24 protein-coding genes are annotated in these 24,450 nt (G+C 52.1%); 18 read left to right on the top strand and 6 right to left on the bottom strand.

Features of this window, described 5'->3' with window-relative positions; all coding sequences use genetic code 11:
• The first annotated feature begins 104 nt into the window (after positions 1-104).
• The 7 genes from C2M36_RS14865 to rlmA all read left to right on the top strand — a co-directional run bounded on the left by C2M36_RS14865 (position 105) and on the right by rlmA (position 7,510).
• Positions 105-1,397 (top strand): anti-phage deoxyguanosine triphosphatase, encoded by a 1,293-nt coding sequence (locus C2M36_RS14865; RefSeq protein WP_105255579.1) that lies wholly within the window; start codon positions 105-107, stop codon positions 1,395-1,397.
• A 138-nt stretch (positions 1,398-1,535) separates the two neighbouring features.
• Positions 1,536-2,621, top strand: coding sequence for a DUF481 domain-containing protein (locus C2M36_RS14870; protein WP_105255580.1), 1,086 nt, complete (start codon positions 1,536-1,538; stop codon positions 2,619-2,621).
• Positions 2,622-2,629: 8 nt separating this feature from the next.
• On the top strand, positions 2,630-4,066 hold the full coding sequence (locus C2M36_RS14875; protein ID WP_105255581.1) for a DcaP family trimeric outer membrane transporter: 1,437 nt from the start codon (positions 2,630-2,632) through the stop codon (positions 4,064-4,066).
• A 57-nt stretch (positions 4,067-4,123) separates the two neighbouring features.
• Positions 4,124-5,131, top strand: a complete 1,008-nt coding sequence (gene glsA, locus C2M36_RS14880; protein ID WP_105255582.1) for a glutaminase A — start codon at positions 4,124-4,126, stop codon at positions 5,129-5,131.
• Positions 5,132-5,258: 127 nt separating this feature from the next.
• A complete protein-coding gene (gene xthA / locus C2M36_RS14885; RefSeq protein ID WP_105255583.1) occupies positions 5,259-6,068 on the top strand; it encodes an exodeoxyribonuclease III in 810 nt (269 codons plus the stop codon).
• 6 nt (positions 6,069-6,074) lie between these two features.
• Complete coding sequence (locus C2M36_RS14890; protein ID WP_105255584.1) at positions 6,075-6,704, top strand: energy-coupling factor ABC transporter permease; 630 nt, start codon at positions 6,075-6,077, stop codon at positions 6,702-6,704.
• On the top strand, positions 6,701-7,510 hold the full coding sequence (gene rlmA / locus C2M36_RS14895) for a 23S rRNA (guanine(745)-N(1))-methyltransferase (protein WP_105255585.1): 810 nt from the start codon (positions 6,701-6,703) through the stop codon (positions 7,508-7,510). The genes C2M36_RS14890 and rlmA overlap by 4 nt, the downstream gene beginning before the upstream one ends.
• Here the strand turns inward: rlmA and yfbV are convergent.
• On the bottom strand, positions 7,495-7,941 hold the full coding sequence (gene yfbV / locus C2M36_RS14900) for a terminus macrodomain insulation protein YfbV (protein ID WP_105255586.1): 447 nt from the start codon (positions 7,939-7,941) through the stop codon (positions 7,495-7,497). The two genes, rlmA and yfbV, sit on opposite strands and share 16 nt — an antisense overlap.
• Positions 7,942-8,117: 176 nt before the next feature.
• Between yfbV and C2M36_RS14905 the strand changes: the two genes are divergently transcribed.
• From C2M36_RS14905 to C2M36_RS14935, 7 genes are all read left to right on the top strand, one after another.
• A complete protein-coding gene (locus C2M36_RS14905; RefSeq protein WP_105255587.1) occupies positions 8,118-9,317 on the top strand; it encodes an acetate kinase in 1,200 nt (399 codons plus the stop codon).
• A 2-nt stretch (positions 9,318-9,319) separates the two neighbouring features.
• Positions 9,320-11,470, top strand: a complete 2,151-nt coding sequence (gene pta / locus C2M36_RS14910; protein WP_105255588.1) for a phosphate acetyltransferase — start codon at positions 9,320-9,322, stop codon at positions 11,468-11,470.
• Between the two features lie 322 nt (positions 11,471-11,792).
• The gene (locus C2M36_RS14915) at positions 11,793-12,176 is read left to right on the top strand and encodes an ACT domain-containing protein (protein ID WP_105255589.1); all 384 of its coding nucleotides are present in this window, start codon (positions 11,793-11,795) and stop codon (positions 12,174-12,176) included.
• On the top strand, positions 12,173-12,670 hold the full coding sequence (locus tag C2M36_RS14920; protein ID WP_105255590.1) for a PTS glucose transporter subunit IIA: 498 nt from the start codon (positions 12,173-12,175) through the stop codon (positions 12,668-12,670). Before C2M36_RS14915 ends, C2M36_RS14920 begins: the two co-directional genes overlap by 4 nt.
• A gap of 15 nt (positions 12,671-12,685) precedes the next feature.
• Entirely contained in the window at positions 12,686-13,033 is a 348-nt protein-coding gene (locus tag C2M36_RS14925) for an ArsC family reductase (protein ID WP_105189550.1), read from the top strand.
• An 8-nt stretch (positions 13,034-13,041) separates the two neighbouring features.
• Complete coding sequence (gene dapE / locus C2M36_RS14930) at positions 13,042-14,169, top strand: succinyl-diaminopimelate desuccinylase (RefSeq protein ID WP_105255591.1); 1,128 nt, start codon at positions 13,042-13,044, stop codon at positions 14,167-14,169.
• On the top strand, positions 14,166-14,840 hold the full coding sequence (locus C2M36_RS14935) for a M15 family metallopeptidase (protein WP_105255592.1): 675 nt from the start codon (positions 14,166-14,168) through the stop codon (positions 14,838-14,840). Before dapE ends, C2M36_RS14935 begins: the two co-directional genes overlap by 4 nt.
• Positions 14,841-14,908: 68 nt before the next feature.
• Here C2M36_RS14935 and C2M36_RS14940 read toward each other — a convergent pair whose 3' ends face one another.
• Both C2M36_RS14940 and C2M36_RS14945 read right to left on the bottom strand, forming a co-directional pair.
• Positions 14,909-16,126 (bottom strand): pyridoxal phosphate-dependent aminotransferase, encoded by a 1,218-nt coding sequence (locus C2M36_RS14940; protein ID WP_105255593.1) that lies wholly within the window; start codon positions 16,124-16,126, stop codon positions 14,909-14,911.
• An 87-nt stretch (positions 16,127-16,213) separates the two neighbouring features.
• On the bottom strand, positions 16,214-16,555 hold the full coding sequence (locus tag C2M36_RS14945) for an Hpt domain-containing protein (RefSeq protein ID WP_105255594.1): 342 nt from the start codon (positions 16,553-16,555) through the stop codon (positions 16,214-16,216).
• Positions 16,556-16,670: 115 nt separating this feature from the next.
• On the opposite strand from C2M36_RS14945, the gene C2M36_RS14950 reads away from it, so the two are divergent.
• A complete protein-coding gene (locus tag C2M36_RS14950; RefSeq protein ID WP_105255595.1) occupies positions 16,671-17,252 on the top strand; it encodes a tRNA-uridine aminocarboxypropyltransferase in 582 nt (193 codons plus the stop codon).
• Positions 17,249-18,025, top strand: coding sequence for a CLCA_X family protein (locus C2M36_RS14955; RefSeq protein ID WP_105255596.1), 777 nt, complete (start codon positions 17,249-17,251; stop codon positions 18,023-18,025). The genes C2M36_RS14950 and C2M36_RS14955 overlap by 4 nt, the downstream gene beginning before the upstream one ends.
• A gap of 49 nt (positions 18,026-18,074) precedes the next feature.
• Here C2M36_RS14955 and dcd read toward each other — a convergent pair whose 3' ends face one another.
• On the bottom strand, positions 18,075-18,665 hold the full coding sequence (gene dcd, locus C2M36_RS14960) for a dCTP deaminase (RefSeq protein ID WP_105189543.1): 591 nt from the start codon (positions 18,663-18,665) through the stop codon (positions 18,075-18,077).
• 2 nt (positions 18,666-18,667) lie between these two features.
• Positions 18,668-19,753 carry an iron-sulfur cluster carrier protein ApbC gene (apbC, locus tag C2M36_RS14965; protein ID WP_105255597.1) on the bottom strand — a complete coding sequence of 362 codons (1,086 nt, stop codon included), beginning with the start codon at positions 19,751-19,753 and terminating at the stop codon, positions 18,668-18,670.
• Between the two features lie 168 nt (positions 19,754-19,921).
• On the opposite strand from apbC, the gene metG reads away from it, so the two are divergent.
• Positions 19,922-21,955: a methionine--tRNA ligase gene (metG, locus tag C2M36_RS14970; protein WP_105255598.1), complete on the top strand. Its 2,034-nt coding sequence runs from the start codon at positions 19,922-19,924 to the stop codon at positions 21,953-21,955.
• A 44-nt stretch (positions 21,956-21,999) separates the two neighbouring features.
• On the opposite strand, the gene C2M36_RS14975 is transcribed toward metG, so the two are convergent.
• A complete protein-coding gene (locus C2M36_RS14975; protein WP_105255599.1) occupies positions 22,000-22,968 on the bottom strand; it encodes an NAD(P)H-quinone oxidoreductase in 969 nt (322 codons plus the stop codon).
• A gap of 175 nt (positions 22,969-23,143) precedes the next feature.
• Here C2M36_RS14975 and C2M36_RS14980 point away from each other — a divergent pair, with 175 nt between their 5' ends.
• Positions 23,144-24,385, top strand: coding sequence for a DNA-binding protein (locus C2M36_RS14980; RefSeq protein WP_105255600.1), 1,242 nt, complete (start codon positions 23,144-23,146; stop codon positions 24,383-24,385).
• Positions 24,386-24,450: the final 65 nt, after the last annotated feature.

The raw sequence follows: 24,450 nt of genomic DNA on the forward strand, positions 1-24,450 counted from the left end.
AGGCAAATACGAAATAATGACTACTTTGACACTAACATCATACAAGACAATAAGTTATTTATTGTTTACACTGAGTATATAACACTCAGGGTTACGAGTATTGCATGGCCGATATTTGGCAACAAAGACGCACCAGTGAAGATAAGCACCGCCCCAATGATAATCGCTCTTCGTGGCAGGTAGACCGCTCCCGTATTATTCATGCCGCTGCATTTCGCCGTTTACAGGCAAAAACGCAGATTATGGGCATAGGGTTAAACGACTTTCACCGTACTCGTCTCACTCATTCCTTGGAAGTGGCACAAATTGGCAGCGGTTTACTGCGCCATTTAGGCCGTCAGCACCCCGAGGTGAAATGCCTGCCCGACGACTCCTTGCTCGAAACCCTGTGTTTAGCCCATGATATCGGCCATCCGCCATTTGGCCATGGCGGCGAAATTGCCCTTAATTATATGATGCGCGAACACGGTGGCTTTGAGGGCAATGCCCAAACCTTGCGTATTGTCGCTAAGCTCGAGCCCTACACTCAGGGCTTTGGCATGAACCTAACCCGCCGTACTCTGCTGGGCTTTATCAAATACCCGGCCATGCTCGATACGCTGTGGCATAGCAAGCCATCTGAGCCGGCGCAGCAGCGTTATATTAAGGCCAATGAGTGGCGCCCAGCAAAAGGCCTCTATGGTGACGACAGCGATTTGGTGGACTGGATCTTCGCCCCACTCAGTGAGGCGGACCGCACCTTATTCCAAAGTCATCAGCCGCTGGATAGCTTTCGTGCCAAAACCTTATATAAGTCGGTCGATGCCTCTTTAATGGAGCTCGCCGATGACATCGCCTACGCGGTTCATGATTTAGAAGATGCCATCGCCACCGAGCAGATCACCATTCATGACTGGCAATCCCATGCCGAACCCATGCTGGCTAAGCTCGACTGCCCCTGGTTAAGCGATGCCGATATGGCACAACGACTGTTTTTCCAGTGCGAAGCACAGCGCAAGGACATTATAGGTGAACTAGTTAATTTGTTTATAACCCAGGCCAGGCTGTTACCCACCGACGGGCAGTTTAGTTGCGATATCCTCAGCTATCAGGTGGCTTTGCCACCGAGTTATCAGGCTCTGCTGGACTGCCTTAAAAACTTTATCTACAAGCGCCTTATTCGCGCGCCCCATATGCAGCAGATCGAGTTTAACGGACAGAAACTGATCATCGAGTTGTTCGAAGCCTTTGCCAGCGATCCTTTGCGCCTGTTGCCAGAAACCACCGCCATCTCCTATCGTCAGGCTGAGCAAACGGGTACCAGCACCTATCGGGTGTTATGTGATTACCTCAGCGGCATGACCGATGAGTACGCCTATAAAACCCACCAGCGCCTGTTTAGCAGTAGCGCGTATTAAGCAGAACAGGCTTCGCATCTAAGACGGCGAGCTTAGCGCAGCGCACCTTTGTACCCTCGGCAGATTGACCTATTATTAATAGGCAATTAATTGCATTTATTCACCCCCGTTGGAAACCGAGTTGCAAAGGAAGTCGCGATGCCATTTTTCGCCCTGTTTATTATTTTTTCTCTGTTGTTAGCACCCGGGCTTTATGCTCAACAGCCCTCACTGTTTATTGAAGAGCGCCAGGCCATAGTTAAAGACATAGATAAATTCGATTGGCTGCGCCTGAGCTCGGGGGAGTGGCTAAAGGGCGAGTTCAAAGCCATGTACGACAAACAAATCGAGTTTGATAGCGACATACTCGATACTTTGTTTATCGACCGTGAAGACGTGCACATGGTGATCTCCGGCAAGGCCCATAGTGTGCGCTTTAATGACGGCTCGGTGTACGAAGGCGCCCTGCTGATCGGCCCGGACTATGTGCAAGTGGGTGAACAACGACTGGCCTATATGCCTAAAGAACTGGTCTCCATCGCCGCCAGCGCCGATAATGTTGGCGGCGCCTGGTATGCCAAGGTGGGCCTGGGTGCCAACCTAAGTCGCGGCAATACAGAGCAAACCGAGCTCTCCGCCAACGTCGATATCAAACGGCGCACCGCCACCAATCGGCTGCTGATAAACGCGCTGGCGGCACGCACCAGTAATGATGAAGAGGTGACGGAAAATAACGTCCGCGCCAACGGCACCTTTGACTGGTTTTATACCAAGGCCCTGTATTTTCGTCCGGTGTTTTTCGATTACTACCGCGACCCGTTTCAAAATATCGATCATAAATACACCTTAGGCGCTGGGTTAGGGTATTACGTGGTTGATACCCAACGCTGGGAGTGGGATGTCGGTCTGGGTCCGGCCTATCAACGCACACAATTTTCCAATGTCGGTGCCGATGCCGCCACCAGCAACTCCTCCACCTCGGTATATTTTTCATCGAACATGGATTATGAACTAACCTCGGACATAGATTTAAACTTTGATTACCGCTTTACCCTAGCCGAACAAGCGGCCGGTGGTAATGCCCAGCACGCCCTTGCCGGCGCCTCAATAGATATAACCAGTGATATTGATTTCGATATATCCCTGCTTTGGGATCACCTTCAATCGCCCATAGCCAATGCCGATGGCACTGTGCCGAAAAAGGACGACTACAAGATGATCGTCACCTTTGCCGTCGAGTTATAGGAGCAAACATGGTCCCGCTTAATCCTAATCGCCGCAATCCCTTCTCCCCGGGAAGCAAAGCTTTAGGGCTCGCCCTGACGGCGCTCCTGCTCAGCCCCCAGGTACAAGGTGCCACGGTTGAAGAACGTTTGGCCGCGTTGGAGCGCCGCATTGCCGAATTAGAGCGGCAATTACAACTAAAAGATGCAGAGATTGAACGACAACTGACGCTCAAAGACGCGGAAATAGAGGCGATAAAGCGCCCTCTCACCACGGTCAAGACCCAAACCGAAGAGCCCACCAGCAAGCTCAACGGTCGCCTGTATCAGGAATATGAGCGCCCCAGTTACCGTTTTAAAACACCGCCGAAAAGCATCTTCCTGAGCGACTCGGAAACCACGCTGCAAATCGGTGGGCAAATCTGGCTGGATGCCATCTATAACGATGGCGAGATGGCCAATCGCGGCGCCTTTCAAACCTCATCCATTCTCTTTGATGAAGATGCCAGTGATGATAAAACCTTACTCAACGCGGGGCAGTCCAAACTCTCCTTTCGCAGTCATACCCCCACCGAGCATGGCGATATGACCACACGTTTTGAGTTTGATATGTTCGATGGCGACGGCAAGGCCGACTTTAACCTTACTCATCTTTGGGGAGAGCTGGGCAACTGGGGCGCAGGGCAAACCTTTAGCGGTTTTATGGACATCAATTCCTTTCCCAATATCCTCGACTATTGGGGTCCATCGGCCATGGTCTTTGCCCGTCATCCGCAAATTCGTTATCGCCGCAGCTTAGACGGTGGCAGCTCCTGGGCCGTAGGCATTGAGCGCTCAGATGCGGATCTGGCGTTACCGGTTAATATTGACCCGGAGTCCCTCAACTATAGCGAACAAAACGATTGGCCCGATGCCAGCGCCAGTTATACCTATCAATTTGACCAAGGGTATATTAAAACCGCACTGCTGCTGCGCTATTTGGGATATAAAACAACCCAGCAAGAAGATAAGGTCTGGGGTTGGGGTATCAATGTCACCGGCACCTATGATCTGGACTATAGCCACAGCCTCAAATTTCAATTGGCTAACGGCGAAGGCATAGGCCGCTACCTCAATGATCCCTGCTGCCATTATTACGCCTCGGTCACCGGCGGCAGCGACGCTGGCCTGGACGGCAATGGTGAGCTCACCGCCATTGGGGCCAAGGCCGGTTTTATCTACTTGGATAAACAATGGAACGACAACTACACCTCTTCCTTTGGTATCAGTTATGTGGATATCGACAACATCATTACCCAGCATCCCTTGTCCTTTAATAACAGTCTCTACAGTACGGTGAACCTGATTTATAACCCTACCATCATGTCGCGCCTTGGCATTGAACTGCAATATGGTGAGCTGCAAAATTACCAAGGAGACAAGGGCGACAATTTCCGCTTGCAGACTTCTTTTGGCTTTAAATATTAGGCGCTTAAAGCGAGATTCACGCCCATTTTCTGATAAGGACGATAAGGACTGATATAAATGAAGAAAATACTCTACTCGCTAATATTGATATCGGCCCTCGGCCTGCAAACTAAAGTCGATGCCCGTCCCTATGACACAGCCAAGGTGGAGCAGATACTTGCTCAGGCCCATGCCCTGTATAAGGACGACAAAAACGGTGCCAATGCCGATTACATTCCTGCCTTGGCCGAGGTTGACAGCGAACTTTTCGCCATCGCCCTGGTCACTACCGACGGCAAGATTTTTACTCAGGGCGATATCGACACCCGCTTCTCGATTCAGTCTATTTCGAAGGTCTTTACCCTAGCCCTGGCCATGGAACAAAAAGGTGCCGAGGCTATCCGAGATAAAATCGGTGTCAACGCCACCGGCCTGCCCTTTAATTCGGTGGCGGCCATTGAGTTGAATGAGGCCAGATCGGTCAATCCCCTGGTTAATGCCGGAGCCATGGCCACGGTTAGCCTAATAAACGGCGACACGGGTGAGCAAAAATGGCAGGCAATAAGCGCTTGGTACGCACAATTTGCCACGGCTAAACTCGGCGTCCTTGAGGATATCTATCGCTCCGAGTCCGGCAGTAACGGTCATAACCTGGCCATTGCCGAACTGCTTAAATCTTACGGACGTTTTTACGGCGATGTGGATATCAACCTGGATATTTATACTCGCCAGTGCTCCGTGGGGGTCACCACCAAGGACTTAGCCCTGATGGCCTCGGTGCTGGCCAATGGCGGCACCCACCCCATTAGCGGTGCGCACTTGATGAGCGCAGATAATGTCCAGCGGGTGTTGGCGGTGATGACCACCGCCGGCTTGTACGAAACCAGCGGCGAATGGGCCTATACAGTCGGCTTACCGGCGAAAAGTGGCGTCGGCGGTGGCATTATCGCCATCATGCCGGGCAAGTTTGCCATTGCCGCTTTTTCACCGCGTCTCGATGGGGCCGGCAACAGTGTGCGCGCCCAAAAGGCCATTGATTATATTGCCGACAAAGCCAAGGCCAATATTTTTGCTCATCTCGATTAGCCACCAACACCATTAGTAAGGCTCGGGGCGTTAAAAGCGCCCCGAGCGTCCTTGAGGCGATTCCTTCCCAGGGCACAAAATGCTACACTGACCCCCTCTTAATAATAACTTTCATCATTTATCACCAATGAAAATAATTTCCTTTAACATTAATGGCTTACGCGCTCGCCTTCATCAACTTCAAGCACTTATCGACAAGCATCAACCGGATGTGATCGGCCTACAAGAAATTAAGGTGCATGATGAAATGTTCCCCGTCGCCGATGTCGAGGCCATGGGTTATCACGTTTATTTTCATGGTCAAAAAGCCCACTATGGGGTGGCCATGCTGACCAAACAGCCGGCCAAAATGGTGAAAAAAGGCTTTTCTACCGACACCGACGAGCACCAAAAACGCATGATTGCGGTAACCGTGGAAAACGCTCAAGGGGAAGATGTCACCGTGCTCAATGGCTATTTCCCACAAGGCGATAACATCAACCACGAAACCAAGTTCCCTTATAAACGCCAGTTCTACAGTGACCTAATGGCCGAACTAAGCAGCCAATACAGTGCCGACAGCAAGCTAGTGGTGATGGGCGATATTAATATTTCCCCAATCGATTTGGATATCGGCATCGGCGAAGCCAACAAGAAGCGCTGGCTGAAAACCGGTAAATGCTCGTTCCAGCCTGAAGAAAGACAATGGTTGGCCACCCTTACCGATTGGGGCCTGGTTGACACCTTCAGACAATTGCACCCGGACGTTGACGACCAATATTCCTGGTTCGACTACCGCTCCAAGGGCTTCGACGACAACCGAGGCCTGCGTATCGACGTTATTTTAGCCACCCCGGCCTTAGCCCAATCCCTCACTGACAGCGGCATCGACTATGAACTGCGAGGCATTGAAAAGCCCTCGGATCATGCGCCGGTCTGGAGCACCTTCGAGGGCTAATAGCTGATGTTGGTAAGCACGCTCGCCTTGGCGATTATCCTATTTTTTACCCTGGATAAAGCCAGTGTGTCAGGCCTATGGCAGCGCCCGGCAAGACAGACCGGGCTCTTTGCCTGCGCCTTGGTATTGGCGCTGCTGTGGCGTATCAAGGCCGGCATTGCTCCGGGGCTGGATATACATATTCTTGGCATCACCGCGGTGACGCTGATCCTGGGATGGCGTTTGGCCAGCCTGGCCGCGGTGCTCGCCACCGCCTTGCTTGCCGGCTTTTCGACCATTGCCTGGGAAAACGCGGCGGTGTTTGTGCTCACCACGGCGCTTATCCCTATTTACTTTAGCTATGGCATCTTTGTGCTGGTTTATAACCTGCTGCCACGCCATTTATTTATCTATCTATTCGTTTGTAGTTTTCTCTGTGCGGCGCTGGCCAATTGCCTGAAGATCTTTGTCGGTGCCCTGTACTACTGGGCCATTGGCACCTATGAATGGTCTATGCTGATGGACAACTACGTGATTCTAAGTGCGCTTATCTGGTTCCCGGAAGCCATGCTCACCGGGATGGCCATGACCCTGCTGGTGATCTATCGCCCCCACTGGGTGCGCACCTTTTATGATAAGGAATACCTTGCACCATGAGTGCTTATTGCTGCCCCTTATGCCAACAGCCCTTAGCCCGCCAGGGCAACAGCCTAAGCTGTGAACAAGGACACCAGTTCGATTATGCCAAAGAGGGCTATATCAATTTATTGCCGGTGCAATACAAGAAATCAAAACAGCCCGGTGACAATCAAGACATGGTGCAGGCCCGACGCCGTTTTCTATCCGCCGGCCATTATCAGTTTTTACGCCAGGCGCTGGCCAAACGCGTTGGTGCCTTGCATCAGGCGAATACGGCGGTCATCGACATGGGCTGTGGTGAGGGCTACTACAGCAGCGAACTGGCCAACCAGTTACAGCACGAAGGTCAGGTCTACGGCATAGATATCGCCAAACCTGCGGTGCGCTATGCCGCCAAACGCTATAGCAATTGCGAATTTGCGGTGGCATCGAGTAAACAGATCCCCTTGAAGGCGGGCTCGGCGTCTGTGGTGACCAGTGTGTTTGCACCCATTTTTGCCGAGGAAAGCGCTCGTTTGTTGGCGCCACAGGGACACCTGGTGGTAGCCTCCCCCGGTCCTCGTCATTTGGCCGAGCTGAAAGAGATTATCTATCGTGAGGTACGCGAGCATCAGCCACTTGAAACACCTACCGGCTTTACGCGTAGCGCCGAGAAACTGCTTAGCCAGACCCTGACCCTTAGTGGCGAGCAGGCCAGAGATTTGGCCTTAATGACGCCCTTTGCCTGGAAATTCAGCGTCGAACAATTGACTGCGCTGGCAGCACAGCCGGAGTTTAAGGTGCAGGCCGAGTTTTACCTCAGCGAGTTTCAGAAGAGTTCCTGACGAAAGGTCTTGTCCATTTTATCAAACACATCCTTTAGCAGCAGGGCCAGCTCTTTATAACTAGGCTTGGCCTTGGCGGGTGCGCCTTGATAACCCTGAGCCACCATTTTGGTATACAGCTCCTTGTACCAATGGGCATAAGCCGGGGGCAACGGGGACGAGGCGCGCTTGGCGAGCCAGAGCAACCCTTGTACAGGTAGGGATAGAATCAACAAAGCGCAGGCCAGCGCCGGACCCAAGTAATGCTGCCCCAGCAGTTGCAATTGCACCACTAAGCTGGTGAGCGCCAGTAGCGGCATCACCTTAATGGCGAACAAGGTGGCACTGATAATACGGTTTTCCACAAACATGGGGGCCAGCTCACGGCGCAGCGGCCAGAGTTTGGCGTAGCTATGCCCTTGCTGAATTTGTGCCATCATACTGTTTTGCATTTACGCCCCTTACAACTAACGTTTAGTGGCAATATAAGGTAAAATAGCCGGTCCCACTGCAATAATACCTTAGTCTAAATGTAGCCTTTGGTCATAGCTATTATGACCAGGTTAAAAGCTATTACTTTAGGTAAACGTGGGGTTTAATTTCTGATATTCAACCACGGGTCTACCAAATGTCTGTACAACACGTCCTAGTTTTAAATTGCGGCAGCTCGAGCCTAAAATTTGCGGTTATCGACGCCAACAGCGGCGATGAGCTGTTAAGCGGCTTGGCCGAACGCCTCCATAACGACGACGCTACCTTAAAGTATAAATTCGCCGGCAACAAAGAGCAAAACGCATTAGCCAGCGGAGCCGATCACAAAATTGCCATCGACGCCCTTGTCGCACTTATTCACCAATATGATCTGGCCAAGAATTTGATTGCCGTCGGTCACCGTGTGGTTCACGGTGGTGAGCAGTTTACCGGCTCTCAGGTGATCACCCCGGACGTGCTTGACGCCATTACCCAGACTGCCCAATTAGCGCCACTGCATAACCCTGCCAACCTCACGGGTATTAAGGCAGCGCAAACGGCGTTTCCTAAGCTGGTCCAAGTGGCCGTATTCGACACCGCGTTCCATCAGAGCATGCCCAAGCACGCGTTTTTATATGCCTTGCCTTATTCCCTGTACAGAGAGCATGGTGTACGCCGTTATGGTTTCCATGGCACCAGTCATCATTATGTTTCCAACCAGGCCGTCGAGGTCCTGGGGTTGGCCGCGGATAATCATCGCCTGATCACCGCCCACCTGGGCAATGGCTGCTCCGTCTGTGCCATTAAAAATGGTGCAAGTGTCGATACCAGCATGGGACTGACCCCGCTTGAAGGCGTGGTTATGGGTACTCGCAGCGGTGACATCGACCCGGGTTTATTCGATTACCTTACCAGTCAGCTTGGCTATTCGGTGGCCGAGGTCAATACCATGCTCAACCAGCAAAGTGGTTTACTCGGCATTAGCGAATTGTCTAATGACTGTCGCACCATAGAAGAGGCCTATCTAGAGGGACATGAGCAAGCCACTTTAGCGCTGGATATCTTTTGTTACCGCCTGGCCAAACAAATTGCCGCCTACCTGGTGCCGTTAAAGGGTTTGGACGCCCTAGTCTTTACCGGCGGTATAGGTGAGAACTCAGACATTATTCGCGCCAAGGTGCTTGAGCACCTTAGCTTCCTGGGCTGGCAACTCGATGAACAGCGTAACTTGGCCGCACGTTTTGGCAAAAGTGGCATCATTACCAGTGACACCAGCCCCGTTACCGCCATGGTGGTGCCGACCAATGAAGAATGGATGATCTGCCAGGATGCGGCTCGTCTGGCCAAAGGAGCCTGATCATGTCTAGACGTATTATGCTTATTCCCGTATCCACCGGTGTTGGTCTGACTTCGGTGTCGGTGGGTTTGGTGCGGGCGCTGGAACAAAAAGCACTGAAGGTCAACTTTTTCAAACCCATAGCCCAGCCACGTCGGGGCGAATGTGGTCCGGAAAAGTCCACCGCCATAGTGAAAATTGGTTCGAGCATTAACCCGCCGGAACCGATTTCACTGGCCTACGCTGAAAAGATGATCGGCGATGGTAAGGGCAATACCTTGCTCGAAGAAATCGTTGAGCGTTTTGAAAGCGGCATTAACGACGATGAAATCGCCATTATTGAGGGCATGGTACCGACCCGCAACCAACCCTATGCCGGGCGCGTCAACCGAGAAATCGCGCAAACCCTGGGCGCCGATATCGTCTTTGTGGTGACCCCGAGCAACGACACGGTGGAAGAGCTTGAGGACAAGTTGGAAATCGCCGCCGGCAACTATGGTGGCATCGCCCATCCACGAGTGTTGGGCTGTATTTTCAACAAGGTCAATGCGCCGCTTGATGAGCAAGGCCGAGCCCGTGCCGATTTGGTCGAGCAGTTCAACCCGGATTTACTGGATAACGAAATTAACCGCCTGGCGTCCATGCCTCTGTTTCGCAAGCACCCGTTCCAACTCTTGGGCACCATTCCCTGGGACTTTGAACTGGTGGCCCCGCGTGGCATCGATCTGGCCAATTATTTAGATGCCCGCATTATTCATCAAGGCGACCTGCTGCATCGTCGTCTGCGCCGGGTAACCTTCTGTGCCCGCACTGTGTCTAACCTGCTGAATCACATTTCTCCCGGGGTCCTGCTGGTCACGCCGGGCGATCGTTCCGATGTCCTGGTTGCCGGTTGTTTATCGGCCATGAACGGCACCAAGATAGGCGCCATCTTACTCACCGGTGGTATTGAACCGGAACCCCGCATTATGGAGTTGTGCCATCAGGCGATGGAGCAAACCGGATTGCCGATCCTGGCCACCGAGCACGATACGTGGCGCACCTCCTTGCTGCTGCACAACTTCAATTTAGAAGTGCCCTGCGATGATGAGCAGCGCGTCGACAAGGTGAAATCGCATCAGGCCACCTTTATCGATTCCGACTGGCTCGATAGTCTCGCACAGCAGTCGCAAAAAACCCGTAAGTTGTCGCCGCCGGCATTCCGCTATCTATTAACGGATAAGGCCCGTCGCGCCAATAAAACCATTGTTCTGCCCGAAGGCGAAGAGCCCCGCACCATAAAAGCTGCGGCTATTTGTGGCGAGCGTGGCATTGCCAATACGGTGTTACTGGGCGACCCTATGGAGATCACCCGCATTGCCGAACAACAAGGGGTTGAACTCAACGAGCGCATGCAACTGCTCGACCCAGAGCAGATCCGTCGTGACTATGTGGCGCCCATGGTGGAGCTGCGTAAGAGCAAGGGGTTGACCGAGGTCGTGGCCGAAGAAATGCTGCAAGACAACGTGGTGCTTGGTACCATGATGTTGGCCCAGGGCCAGGTGGATGGCCTAGTCTCCGGCGCCGTGAACACCACAGCCAATACCATACGCCCGCCGCTGCAACTGATCAAAACCGCACCGGGGTCGTCCCTGGTCTCGTCGGTGTTCTTTATGCTGCTGCCGGATCAGGTGCTGGTATACGGTGACTGCGCCATTAACCCGGATCCGACCGCTGCCCAATTGGCGGACATCGCCATTCAATCCGCCGACTCTGCCAGCGCCTTTGGTATCGAACCGAGGGTGGCGATGATCAGCTACAGTACCGGTAGCTCAGGGGCCGGCGCCGACGTTGAAAAGGTGCGCGAGGCCACCGAATTAGCGAAACAAAAGCGTCCCGACTTAATCATCGACGGTCCACTGCAATACGATGCCGCTATCATGGAAAATGTGGCCCGTAAAAAGGCGCCTAACAGCCCGGTCGCGGGACAGGCGACTGTGTTTATCTTCCCCGACCTGAACACCGGTAACACCACCTACAAAGCGGTACAACGAAGCGCCGAGCTGGTCAGTATCGGCCCTATGCTGCAGGGGATGCGCAAGCCGGTCAACGATCTGAGCCGCGGTGCCTTGGTGGATGACATCGTCTACACCATCGCCCTGACCGCCATTCAAGCGGATCAGAGCCAAGCCTAATTCCTCGCTTATGTTAGGCACATAATCACAAGGGTGCACCTTCGGGGGCACCCTTTTTATTTCGTTATTAGCAACAACCAACCGGGTATTGATCAATAAACAGACAGAGTATTAAATTTATTATATTTCAATAAGATAAAAACTATCGACCACCCTACCCCCAAACTTATCCACAGCTATTGTGAGCAACTTACGGTGGCATAAATTGCGCTTTTTAGGTATAACTTGTACTTATACCAATTCGCTTAAATAGCTAATCATTCTAGCGGGCTAAATCTGATCACATACTTAACAGAATTGGTATTAACCCAAGGGGATCTGTATGGCCAAACAAACGCTCCAATTACTCCCGCATGAATTCACCATTCACAGCTTCGACAGCACGGCTGCCATCCCGGGCATTATTTTTCAAAGCGAAGTCTACTTTGTAGGTAAAACCGCAGATGAACTGTCCATCGTCTGTAACAGTGATATTAAACTCGATAGCCTGGAGCAGGAGCCCGGCTGGGTGGCGCTGGAGGTGTTGGGGCCACTGGGCTTTTCCCTTACCGGCATTTTGTCTAATATTTCCGGTGTCTTAGCTCGCGCTAACATCTCCATCTTTGCCATTTCCACCTTTGACACCGATTACATCTTGGTCAAACGCATACAAGTTAAAAACGCCATGAATTCATTAAAAAAAGAAGGATATAACGTACGTTCATGAACTACACAGCGCAACTAATCGCCGCACGTGAACTGTCGCAGAGCACCCTACCATCGACTGCAACTCTTTATGCCCCCCTTAGCGGCGCCGTTTTACCCTTGACCGAGGCACCCGATGCCCTGATGGCGCTGGGTTTATTAGGCCCCGGAGTTTGCATCCAGATGCGCGGCCATAAACTGCTAGCCCCCTGTGACGGCACCTTGGTGAAAGTCAGCGAAGGAGCAAAACAATGGCATTTTCGCAGCCAGCACGGGCTTGAGATTCTGCTCTATTTACACCTTGATGAACCCAGTATTTGCAACAAGGCAAAATTAAAATACTTAGACGGCGCCACCTTAACGCGCGGCGAAGAAATTGCCTATTTCGACCTGCGGCAGTTTAAATCTGCGCCCTTGGCCGCTATCATGATCACCAATCTCGCGCCGTCGACGCTGACCTATTACTGCCAGCAGCAGGTTGCGGCCAATGAACCCTTATTATTTATCGGCAACTAAAGCTACATACAGATTATGACCACAATTATGTACGGTATCAGTAACTGCGATACCATTAAAAAAGCAAAAAAACATTTAGAAAATAATAACGTAGAATACCAGTTCCACGACTATCGCAAACAAGGCCTGGACTTGGCGTTACTCACCGAGCTTGAAGCCTTGTTCGGCTGGGAAGCCATGGTCAATAAGCGCGGCACCACCTATCGCCAGCTTAGCGATGAACAAAAGCAGCAATTGGATAAAGACTTGGCCATGACCCTGATGCTGGAGTCTCCGGCCTTAATAAAGCGCCCCATACTGCGCACCGACGAGCATCATTTGATCGGTTTTAAGGCGGCGGACTACGACGCCATTTTTGCATAGGAAACGCCATGAGTGCTGTCATTGACCTGGCCAAAGAGTTAATCCGCCGTCCTTCGGTGACCCCTAAAGACGCCGGCTGCCAGCATGTTATCGCCGAGCGTTTAGCGAAGATCGGGTTTACCAATGAGCCGATGTTTTTCGTCGATACCCTTAACACCTGGTCGCGTAAGGGTAAGGGCAAGCCCAATGTATGCTTCGCCGGACATACCGATGTAGTGCCGGTGGGCGATGAAAAAAAATGGCGCTTTGCGCCCTTTTCGGCCACCGAGCATGAGGGCTATTTGCATGGCCGCGGCGCCGCCGATATGAAGGGCTCTTTGGCCGCCATGGTGGTGGCTACCGAGCGCTTCATTGCCAACCACCCCGAACACAAGGGCTCAATTTCCTTTTTGATCACCTCGGATGAAGAAGGTCCCTTTATCAACGGTACCACAAGGGTGATTGACACCCTGGAAGCGCGTAATGAAAAAATCGATATGTGCATCGTTGGCGAGCCCTCCTCCACCGACAAGCTGGCCGATGTGGTCAAAAACGGTCGCCGTGGCTCGCTCACCGCTTATTTAACCGTTAAGGGCAAGCAGGGCCATGTGGCCTATCCCCATTTGGCCGAGAATCCGGTGCATCAGGCCACCGCCTTCTTACAGGCCTTGTGTCAGGAAAAATGGGATGATGGCAACGAGTTTTTCCCCGCCACCAGCATGCAGATCTCCAATATCAATGCGGGCACCGGTGCCGGCAATGTTATCCCCGGAGAGCTGGAGGTGCAATTTAACTTCCGTTACAGCACCGAGCTGAGTGCAGAGCAGATCCAGGCCCGTGTCTTAGCCCTGCTGGCAGAGCATAAGGTCAATTACGATATCGACTGGACTCACAACGGCCAGCCCTTTATCACCGAGCCGGGCGAGTTAACCACCGCGGTGCAAGGGGCGATTGAAGAGCAAATGGGCTATCAGGCCGAACTGCAAACCAGTGGCGGCACCTCGGACGGTCGCTTTATCGCCCCCACGGGCGCCAAGGTGATTGAGCTGGGACCTCGAAACGCCACCATTCATCAGGTCGATGAATGTGTCAGCTGTGATGATTTAGACAAGCTGGCACTGATTTACGAAGGGATCTTAAGGCGATTGCTAACATGACACTGGCATTATGCGCCACCGGGCGCAGCGAGTCCCATTTGTGTGACTGGCAAGGCCAGCGCCTAAACCATGAAGCGCTGGCGGACTTCCAGTGCCTGCAACGCCGTGCTCTGGCCGATGGTATCGACCTCCGTATTGCCTCGGCGTATCGCTCCTTTTCCCGCCAGGCCATGATTTGGAACAACAAGTATCTGGGCGTACGACCGGTTTTTGATGCCACACATCAAGTGGTCGATCTCGCTGCCTTGTCGCCGTTAGAGCGCCTGCATGCCATCATGCTTTATTCGGCGCTGCCCGGAGCCAGTCGCCACCATTTCGGCAGTGATTTTGATGTGTGGGACCCAAGCGCGGTCGCCGAGGATTATCAACTGCAACTAAGCCCGGATGAATATGCCCCAAGCGGCCCATTTGCCACCCTTAACGCTTGGCTAAGTGAGAACCTGCATGAGTTCGGTTTTTATCGCCCCTATCTAAAATACCAGGGCGGTGTTGCCGCTGAGCCTTGGCATATCAGCCATATAAGCAGTGCCGAGACGTTACAAGGTTGGCAAACCCCAGCTAGCATAGCCGATGCCCTTATTGATTCTGAGGTGGCGGGAAAAGAAGAGATCCTCCCCCATCTTGATGAGCTCTATGCGCGCTACGTGCAAACCCTCTGCGCGCCGGAATGAAGACTCCATAAAAACCAAAAAGCAGCGCCAACGCGCTGCTTTTCTTTAATTAGGCCTTGGGCTAAAACCTATTCTTGTTTATAACGCTCAAAGAAGCGACCCAGGCGCTGCATCGCTGGGGCCAGCTCATCCTTATGGGGTAAGAAGACAATACGGAAGTGATCCGGCTCCGGCCAGTTAAAGCCACGACCATGAACCAGCAGGATTTTTTCCTGTGTCAGCAGGTCCAACACCATGGTTTCATCGTTACTGATATTAAAACGCTTGGTGTCCACCTTGGCAAAACCATACAGGGCTCCTTTGGGTTTCACACAGCTTACCCCGTCGATGTCGTTAAGGCCCTGCCAGGCAATATTGCGCTGCTCGTATAAACGTCCACCGGGCTCGATCAAGGCATCGATGGATTGCACGCCACCAAGTGCCTGCTGCACCGCATATTGAGCCGGTACGTTGGCACATAAACGCATGGAGGCCAACATGTCTAACCCCTGGATCAAATCGCTCATACGCTGCGTCGGACCGCTTAGCACCATCCAGCCGATGCGCAGGCCAGCGGCACGATAGGTTTTCGCCAAGCCATTAAAGGTGATCACAGGCACATCGTCACACAAGGAGGCGATGGAACTATGGGTGGTGCCATCATAGAGAATTTTTTCGTAAATCTCGTCGCTCAGTAATAGCAAGTTATGTTCACGAGCCAAGGTGATCAAGTCCAGCAACAGGTCGTTACTGTACACCGCCCCCGTGGGGTTGTTTGGATTGATTAGCACCAAGGCCTTGGTTCTGGAGGTGATTTTGCTGCGAATATCGTCGATATCGGGAAACCAGTCCTGCTGCTCATCACAACGATAATGCACCGCCTTACCGCCGGCCAGGGTCACACAGGCACTCCATAAGGGGTAATCCGGCGCCGGGATAAGAATTTCATCGTCATTGTTTACCAGGGCCTGGGTTACCATTTGGATAAGCTCACTCACCCCATTGCCGATAAAAATATTGTCGATACTGAGGTTATGCAAACCACGCTGTTGATAATGTTGATAGACGGCCACCCGCGCCGAATATAACCCCTTGGAATCGCAATAGCCCTGAGCCGAGCTGAGGTTACGAATAATGTCTTTAAGCATGTCTTCGGGCATATCAAAGCCAAAGGCCGCCGGATTGCCGATGTTAAGCTTGAGCACCTTTTGCCCTTCATCTTCCATGGCCTTGGCGGCAGCCAACACGGGCCCACGAATATCGTAGCAAACACCGTGTAACTTCTGACTTTTTAAAATTTCTGACATGCTTTCCCCCTTCAAATTATTACCGTTAGATTATCGGCACAAGCGGGAAATAGCTATATGTGATATGCCCTTAGCTATGAATTAATTTCAACTTTGTTGTTGCCACTGCTTTATCAGCTCAATACTTTGCTCTATGGCATTAGGGAGTGCATCGATCTGCGCCTGCAGCGCCTGTTGCTCGCCTTCGGCCAGGCCATGCTCTATGGCTCTTGCCGTATCCGCCAGGGTGACGGCGCCAAATTGGGCGGCGTTGGACTTCAAGCTATGAATATTGCGAATGGCATCGCCTTGCTCCTTGCCCAAGGTTTGTTTAAAGGCACCATGTAAGCGACAGAATTCACTAAAGCAAAATGCGAGGGTGTCATCAAAGTGCTCACCGAGTAAGTCCTGCATTGCTAATAACGCAGATTCATCAATTTTTATCTCCATGTTCCCTTTTCCTTGTTTATCAGTGGCCCGGCAAAGGATAGCAAATGCGCAACTTGGAGCAAATAGCCAAAACCAGTACAATGGCGCCATAGACCCCTAATTCATACTTTTTGCCATGGCTCGTCCTCTTTGCTCCCGGTGTCACTACCCTCCCAGCAGTTGTGTGTGTCCCTTTGTTAATCAAATCGATAACCGCATTAAGCTTTGGGTATTGCAACATCCCCACGAACAAAAGCAGGCTAAAAGCACCACCCCACTGTTACAGTTGGGATTAACTAATGTACAGCTCTGTGTAGGTGAGCTCCCCGAGGATTTTGCCGAGGTACGGGCCATTAGTGAGCAGGCCTGTGCGCTGTTATACCCAAGCACAGACGCCGAGCCCGTGGAGCAGAGCCACAGCCCCCTTGAGCATATTATTGTTCTCGATGGCACCTGGAGTAAGGTGCATAGGCTGTGGCAACAAAACCCCTGGTTACATGAGCTTAAGGCCCTGAGTTTCGACCAGGTTCCCGCCAGCCGTTACCATATTCGTAAGGCCAATCGCGAGCAAAGCCTATCGACACTCGAAGCCAGCGCCTATTGTTTAGCGCACCTAGAAGGGCTCGATACCCGCCCCTTGTTGCACTTGCTTGAGGGCTTTGTCACCATGCAAACAAAGCAGATGCCTGCAGCCGTTAAGCAACGTTATCAAAAATGAGTTCATCGCTTATGGCGGATAAGTACCGCCGCGGCCCGGATTACCGTTTTGGGGTGGACGTAGACTTCAGTGAGGTACGCACCACCTTTGGCCTGCGCGCCATCAGTGTGGGGCGCTGGGTTAATAATGAAGAGCGTCAACGAGCCGCCAACCTGGTTTACGATGCCTTAGCGGATCTCACCCAAATTCTGGCGGTTTCTCCCGAGGTCATTGGCCTACGCCAGAGCTTAACCCTGGCCTTTGCACAAGGCGGGCGCCTTGGGGTCCAAGCCCACTACCAAAGCAGCACCCGCACCCTAGCCTTGGCGAAAAACGCCGGCAGTGGCGCCTTTGCCCATGAATGGTGGCATGCGTTTGATCATTACATCAGTCGTTTTTTATTTACCGGGCCAACATCCCAGCGTGCGTTTGCCAGCAAACTCTGGCTGACCCGGGATGACTATAATCCACACCGGCTTAATCAACCCCTGTTACAGCTCTTAGAGCACATCCTGTTAAACGAGCAGCAAACGGATAGCTCGGCCTACTTGCGCCGCAATGCTCTACTTGATGCCAGTGCCGGTCAATATTACCTGGCCATGCCAGAAGAGCTGAGCGCTCGCGCGTTTGAACACTATGTGCAAAATGCCGAGATAAAAAACCAGTATTTGGTCAGTGGCACCAAGCAAGGGGAATTGGCCAAGTTAGGCGCCTACCCCAACGCCGATGAGGCGGCAAAGCTGGCGCCGTGTTTTCGGGAATATTTTACCCTTTTGGGGCAATCACTGGGATAAGGGTAGGACCGCCCTGAAGACTTGGGCGGCCAAGAGACAGGAAGCGAGCTTACTGCTGGCCTTCATCACCAATTCGGCTTGCCAGGGCACTGTTTTGCCCCTTGTATTTGGCATCTACACGAGCGTTATAGGGTTTTTCCGCCGGGCTTGAAAGGGTTTCAAAGCTCAGTGCACCGATTTTCATATTCGGGCGCAGCGCCAAAGGCAGCTTGCCGGAATTATAAAACTCAAGCACGATATTGCCACTCCAGCCCGGATCGATGCGGTGTGCGGTCACATGCACCATCAAACCCAAACGGGCCAATGACGAACGACCGTCGAGCCAACCAACGATATCCGCCGGCAGGGTCACAGATTCATAGGTAATGGCCAAGGCCAGCTCGCCCGGGTGCAGGAAAAACGCATCGCCCTCTTTGATGACGATTTCATCGCTCATAATGGACTCCATCGCCGCATTAAGCTGCTCTTTAGGGCCGCTTAAGTCTACATACGGCGCACAGTGATCCTGAAACACGCGAAATTTATTGCCCAGGCGCAAATCGACGCTGACGCCTGAGATCATCTGCTCGTCGGGCTGCGGGGTGATCACGATGCGCTGATCGTTTAGGTATTCTTTTATATGGGTATCTGATAAACGCATGGTTAGTCGTCCGTTATAATAATTTCTACGCCCTGTTGAGCGCCTTGTTGATAATAGAGTTGGCTGGCACACAGGCGAGCCGCCGCGGCAAAATGTGCCGCCATGTTTTGATCTTGCTCGTTTAGGTCACCGCCGCGCTCCGAGCACTGGCGAATTTCCATCGCCAGCGGTAAGTGCGCCAAGATAGGCACGCCGTAGCGCTGCGAAAGTTGCACCGCACCGTCGGCGCCGAAGATATGGCTCGACTCACCACAGTGAGGGCATTGGAATTGACTCATGTTTTCCATCAAACCAATAATGGGCACGTTCACCTTGTTGAACATGGCCACCCCTTTTTGCGCATCGGCCAAGGCTAAATCTTGGGGGGTGGTGATGATCACCGCCCCCGATGCCGGTACCTTTTGCGACATGGTCAGCTGAATATCGCCAGTGCCCGGAGGCATATCCACGACCAAATAATCCAGCTCCCCCCACTGGGTTTCATTCAGTAGTTGAACCAGAGCTTGTGATGCCATGGGCCCGCGCCAAACTGTGGCATCGTCCGGGTCCACCAAAAAGCCTATGGACTGGGCTTTTAAGCCATGGGCACTCATGGGCAGCAGGGTTTTCTCGTCTTTGGCCTGAGGTTTCTGCCCTTGCAGGCCCAATAACAAGGGAATAGAAGGACCATAAATATCGGCATCAAGAATACCGACGCGGGCACCTTCATGGCGCAGCGCCATGGCCAAATTGACGGCGCAGGTGGATTTACCCACACCGCCCTTGCCGGAGGCGACCATAATAATGTGTTTGATGTTGGCAAATCGCGGTTTTTCAGCCAACTGAACGTCGATTGCCACCTGTATCTGGCGGCTCAATTGCTCGCTTAGAAAGGCACCGAGATCCGGCGCTTCTTGAGCACAGGCAAAGGGCATAACAAGCTTGCATAAACCTTGCTCGCTGCTGGCCTGTACCGCGGTCTCTGGCACCCCTGCGGGAAAGGCGGCGCTGCGATAGCGACCCAGATGTTGCCTATATTCTTCCTGCCATTGTGAACCCCGGCGTTTTGAAAACAAAGAGGGTTTTTTACCTGAGCCTAATCCAAACATAGTAACTGCATAAATAATTAAAGAAGCGTAATGAAATGTGCCGCCAAATTATGTAACATTCAGGGCATTAACACCAGTCTATTCACCCTAGGCACCGAAACTTCATCGCGCTACAGCGCCTTGAGTCGACGATCTGGGTGATCCTATCTGAGATGGAATAAGCACCTTATGGCAAAGAGAAAAATTCTCATTACAAGCGCCCTGCCTTATGCAAACGGTCCTACACACCTGGGCCACATGCTTGAGTACATTCAAACCGATATTTGGGCTCGCTTTCAAAAGTCCCAAGGACATGAAACCTATTATGTGTGTGCGGACGATGCTCACGGCACGCCGATCATGCTCAATGCACAAAAACAAGGGATCAGCCCTGAGGAAATGGTTGCCAAGGTTAGCGTTGAACGCCAACGTGACTTTGCCGATTTTAATATCGAGTTTGATAACTACCACAGCACCCACTCGGATGAGAATAAGGCGCTAAGCGAGCTTATTTATAACCGCCTTAACGACGGTGGTTATATTAAAAAGCGCACCATCTCGCAGTTATTCGACCCGGAAAAGCAAATCTTCCTACCGGATCGCTTCGTAACCGGCACCTGTCCAAGCTGTGATGCAGAAGACCAAAACGGCGACAGCTGTGATGTCTGTGGCGCCACCTACTCGCCGACCGAACTGAAATCACCACGCTCTGCGATGTCTGGCGCCACCCCTGTGCTGCGCGACTCGGAGCATTACTTCTTCGACCTGCCTGCCTTTGAGGGCATGCTAAAAAGTTGGCTGCACTCCGGCAGTATTCAGGAAGAAATGGCCAACAAGCTTGACGAGTGGTTTGCCGATGGCCTGCAGCAGTGGGATATCAGCCGCGATGCGCCTTATTTCGGTTTTGAAATCCCAGGCGCACCGGGTAAATACTTCTATGTGTGGTTGGACGCCCCTATCGGCTATATGGCCAGCTTTAAAAACCTGTGTGATAAAAACGGGATCGACTTTGATGCCTTTTGGCGCGAAGATTCCGACGCTGAGCTGTATCATTTTATCGGTAAAGACATTATTTACTTCCACAGCCTGTTTTGGCCAGCCATGCTTGAAGGCGCCGGTTTTAGAAAGCCGACCAATGTTTTCGCCCATGGCTTTGTAACCGTCAATGGCGCCAAGATGTCTAAGTCAAAAGGCACCTTTATTAAGGCTCGTACTTACCTAGATCATCTCGACCCTGAATACTTGCGTTATTACTTTGCCGCGAAACTAAGCGGTGGCATTACCGATTTGGATTTAAACCTGGAAGATTTCGCCCAGCGCGTTAACTCGGATCTTGTCGGTAAGGTAGTAAATATCGCCAGCCGTTGTGCCGGTTTCATCACCAAGAAGTTCGATGGCAAGCTAAGCGACACCAATGCCGAGCCGGCCTTGTTGGCCGAGTTCGCCGCGGCCAAAGACAGCATAGCCGAACACTATGAAAGCCGTGAATTCGGTCGTGCGGTACGCACCATTATGGCCCTGGCCGATAAAGCAAACCAATATATTGATGCGCAAGCGCCTTGGGTTCTGGCTAAAAACGAAGACACGGCGCAGCAAGCCCATGAGGTATGCAGCGTTGGTCTGAATCTGTTCCGTATCCTGATGACCTATCTGCGCCCAATTTTGCCGGGCATGGCCGCCAACGTGAGCGATTTCTTAAACGATGAGCTGGCATGGGATGGTGTCGATAAGCCGCTGCTAGGTCAGCCTATCAATAAATTTAAAGCGCTGATGCAGCGTGTCGAAATGGATAAGGTTAATACCATGGTCGATGAATCAAAAGAAAGCCTGGCGCCACAAAGCCAAGCACTGGGGCAAGTAGCCGACAACGGCGAGTTGACAAAAGATCCGCTGGCGGATGAGATCGAGTTTGATGACTTTGCCAAGGTGGACTTACGCGTAGCCCTCATCGCCAACGCCGAGCATGTTGAAGGTGCCGACAAACTGCTTAAACTGACCCTGGATCTGGGTGGTCAGCAGCGCCAGGTATTCGCCGGCATTAAATCGGCCTACAGCCCGGAGCAGCTGATTGGCAAACACACCGTAATGGTTGCCAACCTGAAGCCGCGTAAGATGCGCTTTGGCCTTTCCGAGGGCATGGTGCTGGCTGCAGGCCCAGGCAAGGATGAGATCTACATTCTTGAACCTCATGCCGGTGCCAAGCCGGGCATGCGAGTGATGTAAGCGTCTGTACACAGATTCAAAGGCCAGCTTAATGCTGGCCTTTTCTATTTATGCATCAAGATCACCTTACCTATATTGGCGTTTTGCGCTAAACGCTGATGGGCTTGTTCCACCTCTTCCCAGGGGTAAACCGTATCGATCACCGGCGTTAACTCACCGCTTAGCATGCCCGCTTCACACCTATGCTGCAGCTCTTTTACCAAGGCCGATTTATACTCGCTGCTGCGATTACGTAGGGTAGAGCCGATAATGGATGCGCGCTTTTGCAAGATCCTGGCAACATCCAATTGTTCGCAATAGCGTCCGCCGAGCAGGGCTAAGATCACAATTTTACCGTCTTGGGCCAAGGCCTTCAGGTCGCTGTTAAGGTAGTCACCGGCAACAGGGTCGATAACCACATCTGCACTTAGGCCTTCGGCACGCATGGTGTCTGCCCAATCGGATTGACGATAATTAATCACAGTATCGGCACCGAGTGCTAAACAGGCCTGGCGTTTTTGTTCGCTGCCAACGGTGGCCACCACCTTGGCGCCAAAATACTTGGCCAGCTTGATAGCGGCGGTTCCGACCCCGCTGGCACCACCATGTATTAACAGGGTATGGTCGACACCAAATCCTGGATATTGGCGCAAGGCATCGAATGCGGTTAAGAAAACCTCACAAAAGCCGGCCCCCTGTTCGGCACTGAAGTTAGGCGGTAACGCCAGGCAATGACCCTGATCCACGGCCACATATTCACCATAGCCACCGCCAGCGCACAGCGCCATCACCTGTTGACCCTGCCACTTGCCGTCGGCTCCCTCGCCCACGGCCACCACTTCGCCGCACACTTCTAATCCTAAAGTGGGACTGTCCCCTGGCGGTGGTGGGTAATTACCCTGACGCTGCAATAAATCGGCGCGATTAACGCCCGCTGCGCGCACTTTTATCAGTAATTGCCCTTGTTTTGTCTGAACCTTTGCTGACTCGGTGATAACTAGCTGTTTATTTTCATTTAAATCAATTGTTAGCATTGTGTAATACCAAATTGTCGTAGTATGATTGAGGTAGTACCTGTAAGGATAGAACTACAACTAAAATAGTAATTATTAGCTGTCGCTGCAAAATTAACTAGAATATTTTTCTTAGATTTTTCTAGCCAGTGGCTGTTTTAATGCTATCCTAAATATCTGCTGGGAGGATAGATTGATGACTCAATATAATGAAATTAAAGCCGTTTGTGATGAGCTGCATCGCGCCGGTACACCAATCACACTGGAAATTTTATTACAACGTGTTAACGGAGACCGTTCGAGCGTGCTAGAACATTACCGCCAATGGCGCAGCGAGGATCGCTCCGCCCGTCCACAAGACACGCAAGAGCCCGTCAAGGCGAGCGAGGTCGATCTTGAGTTCTCCGAACAGTTTGTTCAGGCTTTTAAGGCACAATCTCAAGCCTTTGCCAATGCCCAGCTCGCCCCGGTACAGGCGCAGCTAGAAGAGATGATCCAGGCCGAGCAACTCGCGGTGCAAAGCCTAGATAACTTGCAACAGCAGTATCAGCAACTATCCCAGCAAAAAGAAGAATTAAGCGAAAAGATTGCCGCCAGACAGGAGCAGATCGATGCCCAGGCGGCCGAACTTGAGCAACATCAAGATAAGCTCGCTGGCGTTCAGCAGCAACTTGAAGAAGCCCAGTCAGAAAACGAACAAAAAATTACCACCTTGCAACAGCGTATCGATAACTTCGATAATGATTATGCCGCCCTAGCCCAAGAGCGCGACGAATTACTGCAGCAACGTGATGAGCTCGCTCATAAGCACAACCAGCTAGAACAGGAAAGATCGGATATCGACGTTCAGATCGAACGCCTGCAGAAGCAGCTGGAAGAACAACAGCCTTTGGTTGAGCGCCTGAAAAATGAAAATAGCATGCTCAAGGAGCAAAGCGCCATAGCCGCCAAGCACCAAGAGAGCCAGCGTGAAGACATTCGCCAGCTCCGTGAGCAAAACAAAGGCCAGACTCAGGAACTGCAAGAGCTTAAAGAGACGCATGCGCAAGCGCAGCAGGACAATGAAAAACTGCACGAGCAGGTACGTTTCTTAAAGAATAACTCGGCATCAACCATTGAGCGTCTAACCGCCAGTAACGATCAATACCAGCAGAAGATCAAAGAGCTTGAAGAGCGCTTAGCGAATAAAGACTCTGAAGCCCAGGGTATTATTGATGAGAATAAACGCCTAGGCGAACAAATCACCTTCTTGAAGCAAAATTCAACGTCAACGCTGGAGCGCCTTTCTAAGAGTGCGACCCTGGCGCAGAGCCGTCTTAGCGAACTGGAATCAAGCCTGGCGGAAACCCATGCCGAGCTTGAGCGTTTACGCTCGGAGGACGACGAAGAAGCAAAAAAGTACATGGGTGATGGCATGAGCTCAGCCCAAAGTGCATAAATACTTGAGGCGCCGAGTTGGCGCCTTTTTACCGTTTATGCCCTCGGCCATCACCGCAACTTTCC

Origin of the sequence: Pseudoalteromonas sp. T1lg75 (genome assembly GCF_002964705.1) — a bacterium.
Taxonomy (GTDB): Bacteria; Pseudomonadota; Gammaproteobacteria; order Enterobacterales; family Alteromonadaceae; genus Pseudoalteromonas.

Bases quoted from the DNA above. Each gene is read 5' to 3' on its own strand.
- C2M36_RS14865 (WP_105255579.1), top strand. From the start codon at position 105: ATGGCCGATATTTGGCAACAAAGACGCACCAGTGAAGATAAGCACCGC.
- C2M36_RS14870 (WP_105255580.1), top strand. From the start codon at position 1,536: ATGCCATTTTTCGCCCTGTTTATTATTTTTTCTCTGTTGTTAGCACCC.
- C2M36_RS14875 (WP_105255581.1), top strand. From the start codon at position 2,630: ATGGTCCCGCTTAATCCTAATCGCCGCAATCCCTTCTCCCCGGGAAGC.
- glsA (WP_105255582.1), top strand. From the start codon at position 4,124: ATGAAGAAAATACTCTACTCGCTAATATTGATATCGGCCCTCGGCCTG.
- xthA (WP_105255583.1), top strand. From the start codon at position 5,259: ATGAAAATAATTTCCTTTAACATTAATGGCTTACGCGCTCGCCTTCAT.
- C2M36_RS14890 (WP_105255584.1), top strand. From the start codon at position 6,075: ATGTTGGTAAGCACGCTCGCCTTGGCGATTATCCTATTTTTTACCCTG.
- rlmA (WP_105255585.1), top strand. From the start codon at position 6,701: ATGAGTGCTTATTGCTGCCCCTTATGCCAACAGCCCTTAGCCCGCCAG.
- yfbV (WP_105255586.1), bottom strand. From the start codon at position 7,941: ATGCAAAACAGTATGATGGCACAAATTCAGCAAGGGCATAGCTACGCC.
- C2M36_RS14905 (WP_105255587.1), top strand. From the start codon at position 8,118: ATGTCTGTACAACACGTCCTAGTTTTAAATTGCGGCAGCTCGAGCCTA.
- pta (WP_105255588.1), top strand. From the start codon at position 9,320: ATGTCTAGACGTATTATGCTTATTCCCGTATCCACCGGTGTTGGTCTG.
- C2M36_RS14915 (WP_105255589.1), top strand. From the start codon at position 11,793: ATGGCCAAACAAACGCTCCAATTACTCCCGCATGAATTCACCATTCAC.
- C2M36_RS14920 (WP_105255590.1), top strand. From the start codon at position 12,173: ATGAACTACACAGCGCAACTAATCGCCGCACGTGAACTGTCGCAGAGC.
- C2M36_RS14925 (WP_105189550.1), top strand. From the start codon at position 12,686: ATGACCACAATTATGTACGGTATCAGTAACTGCGATACCATTAAAAAA.
- dapE (WP_105255591.1), top strand. From the start codon at position 13,042: ATGAGTGCTGTCATTGACCTGGCCAAAGAGTTAATCCGCCGTCCTTCG.
- C2M36_RS14935 (WP_105255592.1), top strand. From the start codon at position 14,166: ATGACACTGGCATTATGCGCCACCGGGCGCAGCGAGTCCCATTTGTGT.
- C2M36_RS14940 (WP_105255593.1), bottom strand. From the start codon at position 16,126: ATGTCAGAAATTTTAAAAAGTCAGAAGTTACACGGTGTTTGCTACGAT.
- C2M36_RS14945 (WP_105255594.1), bottom strand. From the start codon at position 16,555: ATGGAGATAAAAATTGATGAATCTGCGTTATTAGCAATGCAGGACTTA.
- C2M36_RS14950 (WP_105255595.1), top strand. From the start codon at position 16,671: ATGGCTCGTCCTCTTTGCTCCCGGTGTCACTACCCTCCCAGCAGTTGT.
- C2M36_RS14955 (WP_105255596.1), top strand. From the start codon at position 17,249: ATGAGTTCATCGCTTATGGCGGATAAGTACCGCCGCGGCCCGGATTAC.
- dcd (WP_105189543.1), bottom strand. From the start codon at position 18,665: ATGCGTTTATCAGATACCCATATAAAAGAATACCTAAACGATCAGCGC.
- apbC (WP_105255597.1), bottom strand. From the start codon at position 19,753: ATGTTTGGATTAGGCTCAGGTAAAAAACCCTCTTTGTTTTCAAAACGC.
- metG (WP_105255598.1), top strand. From the start codon at position 19,922: ATGGCAAAGAGAAAAATTCTCATTACAAGCGCCCTGCCTTATGCAAAC.
- C2M36_RS14975 (WP_105255599.1), bottom strand. From the start codon at position 22,968: ATGCTAACAATTGATTTAAATGAAAATAAACAGCTAGTTATCACCGAG.
- C2M36_RS14980 (WP_105255600.1), top strand. From the start codon at position 23,144: ATGACTCAATATAATGAAATTAAAGCCGTTTGTGATGAGCTGCATCGC.